At 67.8% G+C, this 15397-nt stretch carries 15 protein-coding genes, 1 tRNA gene and 1 pseudogene; 9 read left to right on the top strand and 8 right to left on the bottom strand.

Annotated elements, in window-relative coordinates:
• Positions 1-9: 9 nt before the first annotated feature.
• Positions 10-81 (bottom strand) — tRNA-Gln (locus AC3B5T_RS14195).
• Positions 82-202: 121 nt separating this feature from the next.
• Positions 203-958, bottom strand: coding sequence for a 3-oxoacyl-ACP reductase FabG (gene fabG / locus AC3B5T_RS14190; protein WP_010844292.1), 756 nt, complete (start codon positions 956-958; stop codon positions 203-205).
• Between the two features lie 329 nt (positions 959-1287).
• Here fabG and glmU point away from each other — a divergent pair, with 329 nt between their 5' ends.
• From glmU to arsC, 3 genes are all read left to right on the top strand, one after another.
• On the top strand, positions 1288-2748 hold the full coding sequence (gene glmU / locus AC3B5T_RS14185; RefSeq protein WP_035718105.1) for a bifunctional UDP-N-acetylglucosamine diphosphorylase/glucosamine-1-phosphate N-acetyltransferase GlmU: 1461 nt from the start codon (positions 1288-1290) through the stop codon (positions 2746-2748).
• A 57-nt stretch (positions 2749-2805) separates the two neighbouring features.
• Complete coding sequence (locus AC3B5T_RS14180; RefSeq protein WP_010844290.1) at positions 2806-3783, top strand: ribose-phosphate diphosphokinase; 978 nt, start codon at positions 2806-2808, stop codon at positions 3781-3783.
• Positions 3784-4028: 245 nt separating this feature from the next.
• Positions 4029-4370 (top strand): arsenate reductase (glutaredoxin), encoded by a 342-nt coding sequence (gene arsC / locus AC3B5T_RS14175; RefSeq protein ID WP_010844289.1) that lies wholly within the window; start codon positions 4029-4031, stop codon positions 4368-4370.
• Positions 4371-4388: 18 nt separating this feature from the next.
• On the opposite strand, the gene AC3B5T_RS14170 is transcribed toward arsC, so the two are convergent.
• Together AC3B5T_RS14170 and AC3B5T_RS14165 are read right to left on the bottom strand one after the other, a co-directional pair.
• Entirely contained in the window at positions 4389-4835 is a 447-nt protein-coding gene (locus AC3B5T_RS14170; RefSeq protein ID WP_488357598.1) for a limonene-1,2-epoxide hydrolase family protein, read from the bottom strand.
• Between the two features lie 48 nt (positions 4836-4883).
• The gene (locus tag AC3B5T_RS14165) at positions 4884-5069 is read right to left on the bottom strand and encodes a hypothetical protein (protein WP_488357596.1); all 186 of its coding nucleotides are present in this window, start codon (positions 5067-5069) and stop codon (positions 4884-4886) included.
• Between AC3B5T_RS14165 and AC3B5T_RS14160 the strand changes: the two genes are divergently transcribed.
• From AC3B5T_RS14160 to AC3B5T_RS14150, 3 genes are all read left to right on the top strand, one after another.
• Positions 5068-5700: a 50S ribosomal protein L25/general stress protein Ctc gene (locus AC3B5T_RS14160; RefSeq protein ID WP_014926013.1), complete on the top strand. Its 633-nt coding sequence runs from the start codon at positions 5068-5070 to the stop codon at positions 5698-5700. The genes AC3B5T_RS14165 and AC3B5T_RS14160 overlap by 2 nt on opposite strands.
• 28 nt (positions 5701-5728) lie before the next feature.
• Positions 5729-6295: an aminoacyl-tRNA hydrolase gene (gene pth / locus AC3B5T_RS14155; RefSeq protein ID WP_035718102.1), complete on the top strand. Its 567-nt coding sequence runs from the start codon at positions 5729-5731 to the stop codon at positions 6293-6295.
• Positions 6296-6406: 111 nt separating this feature from the next.
• Positions 6407-7426, top strand: a complete 1020-nt coding sequence (locus AC3B5T_RS14150) for a beta-ketoacyl-ACP synthase 3 (RefSeq protein ID WP_051129850.1) — start codon at positions 6407-6409, stop codon at positions 7424-7426.
• A 178-nt stretch (positions 7427-7604) separates the two neighbouring features.
• Here AC3B5T_RS14150 and AC3B5T_RS14145 read toward each other — a convergent pair whose 3' ends face one another.
• Together AC3B5T_RS14145 and AC3B5T_RS14140 are read right to left on the bottom strand one after the other, a co-directional pair.
• Positions 7605-8369 carry an ABC transporter permease gene (locus tag AC3B5T_RS14145; RefSeq protein WP_488357595.1) on the bottom strand — a complete coding sequence of 255 codons (765 nt, stop codon included), beginning with the start codon at positions 8367-8369 and terminating at the stop codon, positions 7605-7607.
• Positions 8366-9439, bottom strand: a complete 1074-nt coding sequence (locus tag AC3B5T_RS14140; protein ID WP_055475282.1) for an ATP-binding cassette domain-containing protein — start codon at positions 9437-9439, stop codon at positions 8366-8368. Before AC3B5T_RS14140 ends, AC3B5T_RS14145 begins: the two co-directional genes overlap by 4 nt.
• Before the next feature lie 301 nt (positions 9440-9740).
• Between AC3B5T_RS14140 and AC3B5T_RS14135 the strand changes: the two genes are divergently transcribed.
• Positions 9741-10757, top strand: coding sequence for a beta-ketoacyl-ACP synthase III (locus AC3B5T_RS14135; protein WP_010844282.1), 1017 nt, complete (start codon positions 9741-9743; stop codon positions 10755-10757).
• A 64-nt stretch (positions 10758-10821) separates the two neighbouring features.
• Here the strand turns inward: AC3B5T_RS14135 and AC3B5T_RS14130 are convergent.
• Positions 10822-11710: pseudogene (locus tag AC3B5T_RS14130) on the bottom strand (DUF559 domain-containing protein).
• A 142-nt stretch (positions 11711-11852) separates the two neighbouring features.
• Between AC3B5T_RS14130 and AC3B5T_RS14125 the strand changes: the two are divergent.
• Positions 11853-13463, top strand: coding sequence for a peptide chain release factor 3 (locus AC3B5T_RS14125; protein WP_044506281.1), 1611 nt, complete (start codon positions 11853-11855; stop codon positions 13461-13463).
• Between the two features lie 28 nt (positions 13464-13491).
• Entirely contained in the window at positions 13492-14220 is a 729-nt protein-coding gene (locus AC3B5T_RS14120; RefSeq protein WP_156354194.1) for a hypothetical protein, read from the top strand.
• A gap of 93 nt (positions 14221-14313) precedes the next feature.
• On the opposite strand, the gene AC3B5T_RS14115 is transcribed toward AC3B5T_RS14120, so the two are convergent.
• Positions 14314-15324, bottom strand: a complete 1011-nt coding sequence (locus AC3B5T_RS14115) for an enoyl-CoA hydratase/isomerase family protein (RefSeq protein WP_488357594.1) — start codon at positions 15322-15324, stop codon at positions 14314-14316.
• Between the last annotated feature and the right edge of the window lie 73 nt (positions 15325-15397).

The raw sequence follows: 15397 nt of genomic DNA, 5'->3' as shown, positions 1-15397 counted from the left end.
ACTCATGAGCTCCGCCACCAGGACTCGAACCTAGAATGCCTGAACCAAAATCAGGAGTGTTGCCGATTACACCATGGCGGATCACTGCGCTGACGATTGTGCCACAGCCCGCGGGCACGCACGCCAGGTGACCACTCGACGAGAACTCGGCTCCCAGACCTCGATCGAGGCCTGGGAGCCGGAGTAGTGGTCCAGGAGGTGATCAGTCCTTGGGGCCGCCGGCCACGTAGACGACCTGACCCGACACGAAGCCGGCACCCTCGCTGATGAAGAAGGACGCGGTGTGGGCGATGTCCTCGGGCACGCCGACGCGGTTGACCGGGATCTGGCCCGCTGCGGCACGCTTGAAGTCCTCGAAGGGCACACCGATGCGCTCGGCGGTGGCGGCGGTCATCTCGGTCTCGATGAAACCGGGGGCGATGGCGTTCGCGGTGACGCCGAACCGGCCGAGTTCGATGGCCAGGGTCTTGGTGAATCCCTGCATGCCGGCCTTGGCCGCCGAGTAGTTGACCTGTCCGCGGTTGCCGAGCGCGGAGGTGCTCGACAGGTTGACGATGCGTCCCCACTCCGCCTCGACCATGTACTTCTGCACAGCCTTGGTGACATTGAACGCGCCACGCAGGTGCACGGCCATCACCGCGTCCCAGTCGTCGACGGTCATCTTGAACAGCAGGTTGTCGCGGGTGATGCCCGCGTTGTTGACGACCACCGTCGGCTTGCCGAGTTCGGCGACGACCTTGTCCACCGCGGCGTTCACCGAGGCCTCGTCGGCGACGTCGGCACCCACCGCGACGGCCTTGCCGCCGGCGTCGGTGATGGCCTTGACCGTGTCGGCGCAGGCGTCGGCGTCGAGGTCCAGGACGGCCACCGCCAGTCCGTCGTCGGCCAGGCGCCTGGCCACGGCCGCGCCGATCCCCCGTGCGGCCCCGGTGACGATGGCCGTCTTCTGCGTGCTCATTCACTACCTCCGTGTGGTCGTTTCACGAACCGGACAACTCCGGCACGCGTGGTTCTGTCTCCCGCACCCACCCTGATCCGTCTGTGACAATCCACTGGGACATCGGCAGGTTCTACCGATTGATCGCTCGGCGTTCGCGGTCCCTATGTGTTCTATCAGGCCCGGTCGGGAGGATCCGGCACAAACTGCGCGCTGCATTTCTGCCACCGGGCACCGATGCGTAGGATCGCACCCGACGTGCGACCGCGGGTCGGGTCTGCGACCCCCGCCGCCGCCGTCGAGCAGACATGATCGCGGCAGTCACCGATCAGGAAGAGGGTGGGCATTCGATGACGGGAACGTCGCCATCCGTGGCCGTGATCGTCCTGGCCGCGGGCGCCGGTACCCGCATGAAGTCCAAGACCCCGAAGATCCTGCACACCATCGGCGGACGTTCACTCCTCGGCCATGCGCTGCACGGCGCGGCGGGCATCGAACCCGAGCATCTGATCGCGGTCGTCAGCCACGAGCGCGAACGGGTCACGGCGGCCATCGGTGAGATCGGCGCACTGCTGGGCGTCGAGGTCGGGATCGCCGAACAGGACGCGCCGCGCGGAACGGGCGACGCCGCCCGGGTCGGACTCGGCGGGTTGCCCGACGATTTCGACGGCACCGTCGTCGTCACCGCCGCCGACGTCCCCCTGCTCGACGCCGACACCCTGCGCGCCCTCGTCGACACCCACCTCGCCGACGGTGGAGCCGCCGTCACGCTGACGAGCTTCGTCGCCGACGACCCGACCGGATACGGACGGATCATCCGCGACGGAGACGCCGTCGCCGCCATCGTCGAGCACAAGGACGCGAACCCCGAGCAGCGCGCCGTGACCGAGGTGAACGCCGGCGTGTACGCCTTCGACGCCGCCGCGCTGCGAGTCGGTCTGTCGAAGCTGTCCACGGACAACGTGCAGGGCGAGTACTACCTCACCGACATCGTCGAGATCGCGCGCGGCGAGGGCCGGGCGGTCCGTGGGTTCACGGTCGCCGATCCGGTGCTCGTGGCCGGCTGCAACGACCGCGCCCAGCTCTCCGCTCTCGGTGCCGAACTCAATCGCCGGATCATCCGCCGCCATCAGCTCGACGGGGTGACCGTCGTCGACCCCGCCACGACGTGGATCGACATCGACGTCACCATCGAGCCCGACGCGCACATCGAACCGGGCACCCAGCTGCACGGCCGCACCCACATCTCCGCCGACGCGGTCATCGGACCCGACACCACCCTCACCGACGTCACTGTCGGAGCAGGTGCCCAGGTGATCCGTACACACGGCAGCGACGCGGTCATCGGCCCCAACGCCACCGTCGGCCCGTTCGCCTACCTCCGACCCGGGACCGCCCTCGGGGTCGCGGGCAAGATCGGCACCTTCGTCGAGACCAAGAACGCGACCATCGGTGACGGGTCGAAGATCCCGCACCTCACCTATGTCGGTGACGCGACCATCGGCGAGCACTCCAACATCGGCGCGTCGAGCGTCTTCGTCAACTACGACGGGGTTGCCAAGCACCGCACGGTGATCGGCGATCACTGCCGCACCGGCTCGGACAACATGTTCGTCGCCCCGGTCAGCGTCGGCGACGGGGCGTACACCGGAGCCGGAACCGTCGTGCGGCAAGATGTACCGCCGGGGGCCCTCGCGGTCTCGGCGGGAGAACAACGCGTCATCGAGGACTGGGTCGTGCGCAAGCGGCCCGACACCGCGGCGGCGCGCGCGGCCCTCGAGGCGCGCGAGAACGACTCCGGGCCGGCCTGACACCCCGACCCGCGCTCGACCCTGCAGATCCGAAACGACACCAACAGAAGAGTTTTCATGACCTGGACCACTGACAACCAGAAGAACCTGATGCTGTTCTCTGGTCGTGCCCATCCCGAACTCGCCGAAGCAGTCGCCGATGAACTGGGCATCAAGGTCACCCCGCAGACCGCCCGCGACTTCGCCAACGGCGAACTGTTCGTTCGTTTCGAGGACTCGGTGCGCGGCTCGGACGCGTTCGTCCTGCAGAGCTGCCCGTACCCGCTGAACCAGTGGGTCATGGAGGCGCTCATCATGATCGACGCCCTCAAGCGCGGCTCGGCCAAGCGAATCAGCGTGATCCTCCCGTTCTATCCGTACGCCCGCCAGGACAAGAAGCACCGCGGGCGCGAGCCGATCTCGGCGCGCCTCATCGCCGATCTGCTGAAGACTGCGGGCGCCGACCGGATCATCACCGTCGACCTGCACACCGATCAGATCCAGGGCTTCTTCGACGGGCCCGTCGACCACATGCACGCGCAGGGGCAGCTCGCCGAGTACATCCGCGGCAAATACGGCACCGACAACATCGCGGTGGTCTCCCCCGACTCCGGTCGCGTACGTGTCGCGGAGAAGTGGGCCGACACCCTCGGTGGCGCACCACTGGCGTTCATCCACAAGACCCGCGATCCGTTGGTGCCCAACCAGGTCAAGTCCAACCGCGTCGTCGGCGAGGTGGAAGGACGAACCTGCATCCTGATCGACGACATGATCGACACCGGCGGCACGATCGCCGGCGCGGTGCGGGTCCTCAAGGACGCCGGGGCGGGCGACGTCATCATCGCCACCACCCACGGTGTGTTCTCCGACCCCGCGGCCGAGCGCCTCGCGAACTGTGGCGCCAAGGAGGTCATCGCGACCGACACCCTGCCGATCCCGGCCGAGAAGCGCTTCGCGAACCTCACCGTCCTCTCCATCGCCCCGCTGCTCGCGCAGACGATTCGCGAGGTCTTCGAGAACGGTTCCGTCACAAGCCTGTTCGACGGTATCGCCTGACCCTTCGAGGCTCGCTCCGCTCGCACCTCAGGGAACAAAAGGGACGCTCCGCTCGCACCTCAGGGAACAAAGGGACGCTCCGCTAGCACCTCAGCTCTTTGCTCCCTAATCCGAGAGAACGACCTGCTTCCGGCTCCCTGAGGTGCGAGGAGCGCAAGCCGCCGGGCCGAGCAAGCGACGAAGGAGCGCGTCGAGGTCGACGAGCCACGAAGGGCTGCGCAGTCGACCCGGGTACCGTGTGACCCGTGGACGCGACGATCTATCACAACCCGAAATGCTCGACCTCGCGGAAGGCATTGCAGGCCCTGCGCGACGCCGGCATCGAGCCGACCGTCGTGAAGTATCTCGACGAGCCGTACAGCCGCGACCAGCTCGTCGAGTTGTTCGCCGATGCTGGCCTCACGCCCGCACAGGCGGTCCGCAAGCGGGAGGCCCTGTACAAGGAACTCGATCTCGCATCGGCCACCGACGATCAGATCCTCGACGCCATGGTCGAGCACCCCGTCCTCGTCGAACGTCCGATCGTCGTGACCGCCAAGGGCACTCGCATCCCGCGACCCATCGACAAGCTCGACGAGATCCTCTGAGCGCCGGCCGCGGTCGGGTCAGGCCGGGACAGCCGGCGCGGGCAGTGGCCGTTGCACCGACGGCACGGCCAGCGCGGCCACACCTCGCACCAGCGCCTTCGTCATGTCGAAATAGTCGAAGTAGTCGCGCCACACCGTGATCCGGCCCTCCCGCACCTCGAAGCGGCCGCACACCCAGAACTGGAGATGCAACCGACCGAGTCGGAGTTCGTCGACCCGCTCGGTCAACACGACGCCGGTGTCGTCGGAGCTCACGTTGATCATCCGGTAGTTGAATCCCACCGAGTCCTTGCGTGCCACTCCGCCCAGGACAACGGCCACCTTCCGTTTCCCGCGGATCGTCGGCAGCGAGACGTTCGTGTAGGCGATGTCGTCGTCGATGGTCTCCAGCGCGGCGGGTACGTCGCCCCGCGCGAACTCGGTCAGCAGGGTCGTCACGATCTCGATCGGCGTCTGTGGGGTCATGGCAGACCAGTATCCCCGAGCTCGGCGCCGACAGCGGGCGATGTGACATCACAGCAGGTCGTCGACTACTCTGATCGCCGTTGTCTCGGCGAGGGTGACCCGGTCACCGTTATCGGCGCGGCCATCGTAGTTCTCCTCGGTCGGCGACCGGCGGGTTCCGCGGTCGGTGTTCGTGCCCGGTGTTGCTCGTCGCGACGCCGACAGACCGCACACCACCCACGAGGAGACCCACATGTCGAACCAGGCCAGCAAGCTCTCGGTCAGCACCCGCACCGAGAAGGGCAAGGGCGCAGCACGCCGTGCACGTCGCGAGGGCAAGGTTCCCGCCGTGCTCTACGGCCACGGCACCGATCCGCAGCACCTGCACCTGCCTGCGCGCGACTTCGCCGCGATCCTGCGCAACAACGGCCTCAACGCCATCATCGACCTCGACATCGAGGGCGACAGCCAGCTGGCGCTCACCAAGCAGGTCGACGTCCACCCGATCCGCAACTACATCGAGCACGCGGACCTGCTCATCGTCCGTCGCGGTGAGAAGGTGACCGTCGAGGTCGCCATCATCGTCGAGGGCGACGCCGCCCCGGGCACGCTGGTCGTCTCCGACACCAGCCTCATCGAGGTCGAGGCGGACGCCCTGTCGATCCCCGAGCAGATCGTCGTCAGCGTCGAAGGTGCCGAGGCCGGCCTGTCCGTGCACGCTTCCGATCTGGACCTGCCCGAGGGCGTGACCCTCACCGCCGATCCCGAGACCCTGATCGTCGCGGTCACCGAGGCGCAGCTCGCGGCCACCGAGTCCGACGCCGACGGCTCGGCCGACGCCGCAGCCGAGGGCGAGGCCGCCGAGGCGGCCGAGGAGTCGGAGTAACCCCACCCTCGACTACTCGGTACGAGTGGTGAAATTGATTGTCGGCCTGGGTAATCCCGGGTCCAGGTACGAGAAGACGAGGCACAACGTCGGCGCGATGGTCGCCGACGGCCTCGTCGCCTCGGCCGGCGCGCGCTGGAAGGTGCACAAGAAGTCCGGCGCCGAGGTCGCCGAGGTACGCCTCGGCGGCCAGCCGGTTCTCGTGGCCAAGCCGCGCACCTACATGAACGAGTCCGGCCGTCAGATCGGTCCGCTCGCGAAGTTCTACTCGGTGTCCGTCGACGACCTGATCGTCGTCCACGACGAACTCGACATCGACTTCGGCGCCGTCCGCCTGAAACGCGGCGGGGGCGAGGGCGGCCACAACGGGCTGCGGTCGCTCAGCCAGGCACTCGGCACACGCGACTATCTGCGTGTGCGCATCGGCATCGGCAGGCCACCCGGCCGTCAGGATCCCGCCGATTTCGTGCTGAAGCCGTTCCCGTCCTCGGCTCGCAGCGAGGTCGAACTCCTGATCGCCAACGGTTGCGACGCCGTCGAACTACTGGTCGGACAGGATCTGGAGTCCGCACAGAACACCGTGCACGCCTGGTGAGGACCCCCTACCGGGCGGCAGCGCGGCCGTAGAATCGCTGCGGCAGGCAATGCGAAGGGATCGGCAACAGTGGTCAACCTCTCGGTGAAGACCGGACACCAGAACGTCTCGATGCTCGGCATCGGCGCCTACCGGCCGCGACGCCTGGTCAGCAACGACGAGGTGTGCGAAGTTCTCGACTCCTCCGACGAGTGGATCTTCGAGCGGAGCGGCATCCGCAATCGCCGCTGGATCAGCGGCGACGAGAGTGCACGGTCCATGGCCGCCGCGGCCGCCGAGCGGGCCATCGCGAACTCCGGCATCGCGAAGGACAAGATCGGCGCGTTGATCCTCGCCACCAACAGCTGGAAGACCAAGATCCCCCACGGCGGGCCGATCGTCGCCTACGACATCGGCCTCAACGGCATCCCGGCCTACGACGTCGCCGCCGGTTGCGGCGGCTTCGGCTACGGGCTCGGGGTCGCTGCCGACACCATCCGCGCCGGCAGCGCCGAGTACGTCCTCCTCGTCGGCGTCGAGACCATGTCGGTGGTCATGGATCCCACCGACCGCAACACCGCCTTCATCTTCGGCGACGGCGCCGGGGCGGTGGTCGTCGGCCCGAGCGCGGACAACGGGATCTCCCCGACCGTCTGGGGCAGCGACGGCGAGAACGCCGAGGCGATCGGCCAGAACTGGGACATTCCCGAGTACATGGACCGTGCGCAGGCCTACCAGGACAAAGACCCCGAAACCGACCCGGTCGGACGCATGGTCGTGACGATGGCGGGACCCAAGGTGTTCCGATGGGCGGCCATCACCCTCCCCAGGGCCCTCGCCACCGTGCTGGAGACCTCCGGCGTCGGCGTCGAGGACATCGAGGTCTTCGTGCCCCACCAGGCCAACGCCCGCATCAACGACCTGATGAAGAAGAACCTCGGGTTCCCCGACGACCTGCCGATGGCGAACGACATCGAGAACACCGGGAACACCTCGGCGGCCTCGATCCCGCTCGCCATGGAGGAGATGCTCGCGACCGGCAAGGCCAGGGGCGGGCAGACCGCGCTGCTCCTCGGCTTCGGCGCCGGCCTCAGCTACGCCGGCGCGGTCGTGACCCTGCCCCCGGCCCCGGCGATCACCAGCTTCGACTGACGACCCACTGCTCCCACTCCGAAAGAATCACACACCCCTGGTCCCTGAGGTGCGAGGAGCGCAAGCGACGAGCCACGAAGGGCCCGGTGAGTTGCTTTGCGAGACCCTTCGTGACGCGCCCTCCGCAAGCTCCGGGCGCTCCTCAGGGAGCGGAGCGGGCAGCCCCCCGGACCAACGGTCAGGCATTCTCCTTGCGGAAGACCGACGTGCCCCAGAGGGTTCCGAGTCCGGCGAGGACGAGCGAGGCAAGGACACCCCACAGGACCTGAGCACTGGCGAGGTCGCCGGAGAAGGTGTCGCGCACGGCGTCGACGATCCACCGGAACGGCATGAAGTCGCTGAGGCTCTGCAGCCACGACGGCCCGAGGGTCATCGGGAGCAGGATGCCCGACAGCAATAGGACCGGCATCATCACCATGTTGATGAGCGGCGCCATCACGTCCTCGCTCTTCGTGGTGAGTGCGAGGGCATTCGACGCCGCGGCGCACGCACCTCCGATCAGCATCGTGATGACGATGCCGAGGATCACCCCGACCACCGAACCGCGCATGCCCATGAGATAGCCCAGCACCACCAGGATCAGAGCCTGGACGAGAAGCTGCTGCATGTCCCGCATGAGGCGACCGGTGAGCAGCGCCGTGCGGCTGGCCGGGGTCACTCGCTCCGCCTCGATGACGCCTTCGCGCCATTCGCCGATCAAGCTGAAACCGGCGAACAGCGCACCGAACAGCCCGAGCTGCACGAGCAGACCGGGAACCAGGAACGTGTACGGGTTGTCCGCGCCGCCCGGGAACTGCGCGACGAGCGGCTTCAGCAGGGGCCCGAACAGCACGAGGTAGAGGATCGGCTGCATCACCCCGATGAGGACCCAGGCCGGGTTCCGCAGATTCATGCGTATCTGGCGGTGGAACACGATGGTGCTCTCGCGGAGGAATGTGGTCATCGGTTGGCCCCCTGCTGGTTGAGTTCAGACGGCGCGGCGTCGGCCGCGCGGAGATCGGGATCGGTTGTGTCCGAGGCGATGTCGTTGCCTCGTTCGGTCTCGGCATCGCGCAGCGACCGGCCGGTGAGGGTGAGGAACACGTCGTCGAGCGTCGGCCGGATGACCTCGATGGAATCGAGGGTGATGCCCGCGGCGTCGAGGTCGCGCAGCAACCCGGGAACCGCCCGGCCGGCCCGGGGCACCCGGCTTCGGACGTGCCGGCCGTCGACCTCGATCCGGCCTTCGCCGCTGCCACCGGTGACCGAGGCCAGCTTCTCCGCGGCGGTGGACACGGCCGCGGAGTCGGCGACCTCGAGTGCCACCAGATCACCGGACACCTGTGCCTTGAGGTTGTCGGCGGTGTCGGCGGCCACGATGCGGCCGTTGTCGATGATGAGGATCCGGTCGGACAGTTCGTCGGCCTCGTCGAGGTAGTGCGTGGTGAGGAAGACCGTTGCGCCGCGATCGGTGCGTAGGCGCCGGATGTGGTCCCAGAGATTTGCCCGGGCCTGAGGGTCGAGCCCGGTGGTGGGCTCGTCGAGGAAGACCAGGGACGGTTCGTGGACCAGTCCCATCACGATGTCGAGGCGGCGCTTCTGGCCACCGGACATGTTCTTGGGCTGCCGTTCCCACAGACCGTCGAGCTGCAGCTGAGAGAACAGGGCGTGTCCGCGGCGCGTCGCCTCGGCCCGGGACAGACCGTAGAGCATGCCGTGGTCGACGATCTCGTCGCCGGCCTGCGCCTGACTGAAGGTGCCGCCGGCCTGCGAGACGTATCCGATGCTGCGCCGGACCGAGACCGGGTCGGCGACCACGTCGAATCCGTTGACCGTCGCGGTTCCCGCAGTCGGCCGCAGGAGCGTCGTCAGCATCCGCAGCGTCGTGGTCTTGCCCGCGCCGTTGGGACCGAGGAACCCGACCACCTCCCCCTCGGCGATGTCGAGATCGACACCGTCGACGGCCCTCACCTCGCGTTTCTTCTTCCCTTTCCCGGTGTGGAACACCTGGACCAACCCGCGTGCGTGGATCATGCGGACTCCCCTTCTCCGTGCCGTCGACGATGAGCTGACCGGCGTGGTGGCTGTTGCGTTCTGCGTTGCGCGCACGTCATCGTGTGCTGATCGTCGTACCTGGAGGCGACTTTCCGACGCCCCGAATGTGTTCGACCGATCTGCGGACCAGCATTTCGCGCATCGAGGACGACTTCGGTCCGCATTTGGCGACCCGGTAACGATTCCGAGCGGGGTACCGCTACTTCCCAGTAAGAGACCGTGTGAGTACGGTCGTATGTCGGGTCACATATTCGCCGGGCACGTTTTGGAAGGGTTCACCATGGCGGTCATCGCAGACACCACTGGCATCAACAACATCGGCATGCTCGGCATCGGCGCGTACCGCCCCGAACGCGTCGTCACCAACGACGAGATCTGCGAGCAGATCGACTCCTCCGACGAGTGGATCTACACCCGGACGGGAATCAAGACCCGCCGGTTCGCACGTCGCGACGAGAGCGTCATGGAGATGTCGGTCAACGCCGGCCGCAAGGCGATCGCCAACGCGCTGCTGCAGGGCTCCGACATCGACGCGGTCATCCTCGCCACCAACACTCACCTGCTCCTGACCCCGGCCGGCGCCACCAAGGTCGCCACCGAGCTGGGAGCCAACGGCGTCCCCGCCTTCGACGTCACCGTCGGCTGCGCCGGCTTCGGCTACGGCATGGCACTCGCCTCGGACATGATCCGCGGCGGCAGCGCCACCCACGTGCTGGTCATCGGCGCCGAACAGCTCTCGGTCGCCCTCGACATGACCGACCGCACCAACTGCTTCATCTTCGGCGACGGCGCGGGTGCCGTCGTCGTCGGACCCACAGAGGAACAGCAGCTCGGCCCGGTGATCTGGGGCTCGGACGGCTCCCAGTTCAACGCCATCCGCCAGGATCACGACTGGGTGACCTTTCTCGACAGCGACCGCACCCAGCGCCCCTTCTTGCGCATGGAGGGGACCGCGGTGTTCCGCTGGGCCGCTTTCGAGATGGGCAAGGTCGCCCACCGCGCCCTCGAGGCCGCCAAGCTCGGCTCCGAAGACCTCGACGTCTTCGTCCCCCACCAGGCCAACGCCCGCATCAACGAGCTGCTCGCCAAGAACCTCAAACTGCGCGACGACGCGGTGGTGGCCAAGGACATCGAGTACACCGGCAACACCAGTGCCGCCTCGATCCCGCTCGCGATGGAGGACCTGCTGTCGACCGGCAAGGCACAGCCCGGACAGACCGCTCTGCTGCTCGGCTTCGGCGCCGGACTCTCCTACGCCGCGCAGGTCGTGACCATGCCGCCGGTTCCGTTCGAATAAGACATCGGTATCGAGTGCGGGGGCAGTGTGATCCGCTCAGCGGCTCACAATGCCCCCGGATTTGTCATGCAGGCCGGTCGCGCTGCAGGTCCAGCGCGTGGCGGACACGCGCGACGACGTCATCGGGCCGCTCCCGCAGGTCACTCCACGTGAAGTTGAGAACGGTCCAACCCAGTGCGATGAGGTCGTTTCGGCGTAAGGCGGTCTCGCTGAAACGTCTCCGCGTCGCGATGGAACGCCATGCCGTCGATCTCGACTGCCAACTTCCGGTCCGGGAACGCAAGGTCGATGAAGTAGCCGCCGGCCGGGTGACCGCACGACCAACCGCTCACACCCCCGGCGCTCAACACGTCGACGGCGAGGCGCTCTGCCACCGAGCGTGCTCCGGATTCGACGCCGTCCACGAGAGCCGCGATCTCGGCTCCGTCCTCTTTGCCTCGTCGACGATCGGCGGCGACACGTAGCTGACGCACCGAGACCTTGCGAACGAGTAGAGCATTGTCGAGGATGCCACTGTCACTCTCGACCGCGGCTTCGAGCACGGACAGCGGCAGCGCTGTCACCAGCAACTCCTTGCGTGTCGCCACCTCCGCGTCCGCGAGGCGGCGACGCCGGACCCGAACGCCCTCGACCGGAGTGCAGTGTCGTGATCGCGGTGCGGTGACCGTGAACTTCTTCGGCGGCCCGTCCGCGAGCCCGTGCCACCACGCGGCCCCGAGTCCGGACAGCGCCGCGCAGCTGCCCACGCTCGCGACTGCCAGTCGCGCACGGGTGGTCGAGGTCGTCGGATGATCGGCCAGCGTGTACACCCCGCGTGAGTGCGGTATCCAGTCTCCGGAGTCGACCCGACGCCGCACCCCGGACCGCGTGAGACCGAACTCGAGTGCGTCGGCCATGGTGAGTACCCCGTCACGGGCGAGAGCGCGGCGTCGAAGGCCTGGGGGAAGCTGCACGATGATCAGACGCAGAGCGGGGGTGACGGGTTCCCGCCGGGGGCCGGGGGCACCAGCTGCCACAGACCGGCACAACCTGCCCCCGGTGCTCATCCGCGCGCGAGTTTGGCCGCCCCCTGCAGGCCCGGTAGCCTCGAACCTCGTGAGTTCCGAGGTGATCAGTCGCGAAGTGACGCGTCGTCGTACCTTCGCCATCATCTCCCACCCCGACGCCGGCAAATCGACGATGACCGAGGCGTTGGCACTGCATGCGCGGATGATCAGCGAGGCCGGCGCCGTCCACGGCAAGGCGGGCCGCAAGTCGACCGTCTCGGACTGGATGGAGATGGAGAAGGCCCGCGGCATCTCCGTCAGCTCGACGGCACTGCAGTTCAACTACTCCGCCGCCGTGCAGGCGGATCCCGACGTCCCGAGCGTGATCAATCTCGTCGACACCCCGGGGCACGCCGACTTCTCCGAGGACACCTACCGCGTGCTGACCGCGGTCGACGCGGCGGTGATGCTCATCGACGCCGCCAAGGGACTCGAGCCGCAGACCCTGAAACTGTTCCAGGTGTGTCGCCACCGCGGCATCCCGGTGATCACGGTCATCAACAAGTGGGACCGGCCGGGACACAGTCCGCTCGAGCTGATCGACGAGATCCAGGAGCGGATCGGTCTCACCCCGACGCCGTTGTTCTTCCCGGTCGGCATCGCGGGCGACTTCCGTGGCCTCCTCGACCGGCGGACCGGCGAGTACGTGCACTTCACCCGTACCGCCGGTGGCGCCAAGATCGCGCCCGAGGAGATCATGTCCGCCGACGACGCGCAAGCCCGTGAGGGCGACGAGTGGTCCTCGGCGCTCGAGGAGAGCGAGCTGCTCACCGAGATGGGCCAGGACCACGATCAGGAGCTGTTCCTCGCCGGGCAGACCTCGCCGATGATCTTCGCCTCGGCGATGCTCAACTTCGGTGTGCGGCAACTCCTCGAGATCCTGGTGGAGCTCGCCCCGCCGCCCGGCCCCCGGGCCGACATCGAGGGCAACCCCCGCCCGGTCACCGACCCGTTCAGCGCGGTGGTCTTCAAGGTGCAGGCCGGGATGGACTCCAGCCACCGGGATCGATTGGCGTACATGCGGATCGTGTCCGGCGAGTTCGAGCGCGGCATGGTCGTCACCCACGCACAGACCGGAAAACCGTTCGCCACCAAGTACGCCCAGGCGGTCTTCGGCCGCGACCGCTCGACGGTCGACACCGCCTATCCCGGCGACGTGGTCGGCCTGGTCAACGCGACCGCGCTTGCACCCGGCGACACTCTCTACGACGGCCCCCGAGTGCAGTTCCCGCCGATCCCGTCCTTTGCACCCGAACACTTCTCGACGCTGCGCGCCACCACGGCCGACAAGTACAAGCAGTTCCGCAAGGGCATGGATCAGCTCGAGAGCGAGGGCGTGGTCCAGGTGCTGCGCAATGAGACCCGTGGCGAGGCCTCACCGGTGCTCGCCGCCGTCGGACCGATGCAGTTCGAGGTCGTGACCGCCCGGATGAAGGCCGAATACAACGTCGACACGATCATCGAACCTCTGGGTTACAGCCTTGCCCGCCGCACGGACGCCGACAGCGCGGCCGAACTGAACCGGCAACGCGGCGTGGAGGTCTTCACCCGCACCGACGGCGCGGTCCTGGCCCTCTTCAGCGACAAGTGGCGCCTGCAGTACATCGAGAAGGAACACCCCGACCTCACCCTCGAACCCCTTGTCGCGGCTGCGGATTGACCGCTCGGTGAGCTCGCGGGGACGGCCCGTGCGCGCCGCCGTGCTGCTGGCCGCGGCGGTGTCGGTGTGCGTCGCCGCCTGCGGCTCGGACACCCCGCCGCAGTCCACGGCCACATCCTCGACCCCGACGCCGACCTCGCGGCCGGTCGATCCCGCGATCTGCGCCGAGAAACCGCCTCAGGGCAGCGTCGACCGCAGTGGTCAGGACTTCGAGTTCCGCCACGGGGACATCAAGGTCGCGGTCGGGAAGACCCCCGCAGACTCCGGTCGCGGACCCGCGGCGGGCGCCACCCCCACCGACGAGCCGAACTGCTACGAGTTCGACCGGTGGGGACCGTCGCGACCCGACGTGCCACCCGACTCACTGCTCTTCGTGTTCAAGGACGCCGGGACCGGCGGCGCGCAGATCGAGTTCCTGATCAGTGAGCTGACCGGCGGGCTGTTACCGCCCGTGGGCGCGACGCGTCCGACCGTCGGACCGCTGACCAGGCCGATCAACGCCCAGATCGGCGTCTCGATCAACGGCGTCTACCACCACTCCTCCGCGTGCCAGCTCAGCGTGACCGGGATGTCGGGTGAGCTCGCGGCCGGATCGTTCACCTGCCCGGCGGCGACGCGGGTCGACGCCAACCCCCTCGCTCCCGACGACGACGTCCCCCACGACCTCGACGAATCGTCGACGACGAAACGACCGGACGCCGAAGGCAATTCGACGGACACCGTCGCACTGTCGGGGTGGTTTCAGCTCACGCCCTGAGACACATGGCGCGAGGTGGCTTCGACACGGCTCCTCGACCTCGACGCGCTCCTTCGTCGCTTGCTCGGCCCGGCGGCTGCGCTCGTCACCGGCTCAACCAGCGGCGGCACCGACGATCCGTGCCACCAGTGCGGGGTCGACGTCGTCGATCGCGGCCGGATCGAACACGGGACTCCGGTCCTTGTCGACGAGCACTGCCCGCACACCCTCGCGGAAGTCGTGGGTCTTCGTGATCTCCTGCGCCGCATGGAGTTCGCGGTCGAAGCACTCGTCGATTCCCGACTTCGCACCGGCACTGATCATCGCCGCGGTGACCCACAGGCTCGTGGGTGAGGCGCTCTCGAGCAGACCCACCATCTCCTGGGCCCAGTCGTCGCCGACCGCGCCGCGCAGGCCGCCGAGGATGGCGTTGACGTTGTCGTCGGCGAAGTACTCACCGATCTTTCGCAACGGCACGTCGCTCGTCTGCTCGGTGCCGGAGGTGGCCAGCGCGTCGCCCAGCGGTGCGCCGGAACGGATCATGTCGGCGACCGCCGGCAGGTCCGCGGAGGAGACGAAATGCGTTGCCAGACCGACGGCCACCGCGTCGACACCGCGGATCCGGGCGCCGGTGAGACCGAGCCACATGCCCACGCCTTCGGGAAGCCGCGGAAGGAAGTAGGTCGAACCGATGTCCGGGAAGAATCCGATCGCCGTCTCGGGCATCGCGATCATCGCCTTCTCGGTGACCACCCGGATCTCGCCGTGGACGCTGATGCCGAGTCCGCCGCCCATCGCCGGCCCGTCGATCAGGCTGATGTACGGCTTCGGGTAGTCGGCGACGAGCTGATCGAGTCGGTACTCACTGCCGAAGTATCTGCTGATCGACGCCGCATCGCCGTCGATGGCGTGCTCGCGGATCGCGCGGATGTCACCACCGGCACAGAAGGCCCGCTCGCTCGCCGAGGTCACCAGGACGGTGTCGATCGCGTCGTCGTCACCCCATTCGCCGAGGGTGACGTACATGTCGTCGATCATGCTCTGGTCCAACGCATTGAGGGCCTTGGGGCGGTCCAGGACGATCTCGCCGACGCCGTTGGACACGGAGGTGCGGAGAAAAGACATACCCCAACCGTAGCGGTGACCCCGACCGGCACGCGTGGCAGATAATCCGTTGGCAAGTCCGAGTGCATCCGCT

It is taken from the genome of Gordonia sp. G4, assembly GCF_057770005.1.
The sequence above is the reverse complement of the archived record's forward strand: the minus strand, read 5'-3'. Positions and strand labels throughout refer to the sequence as shown.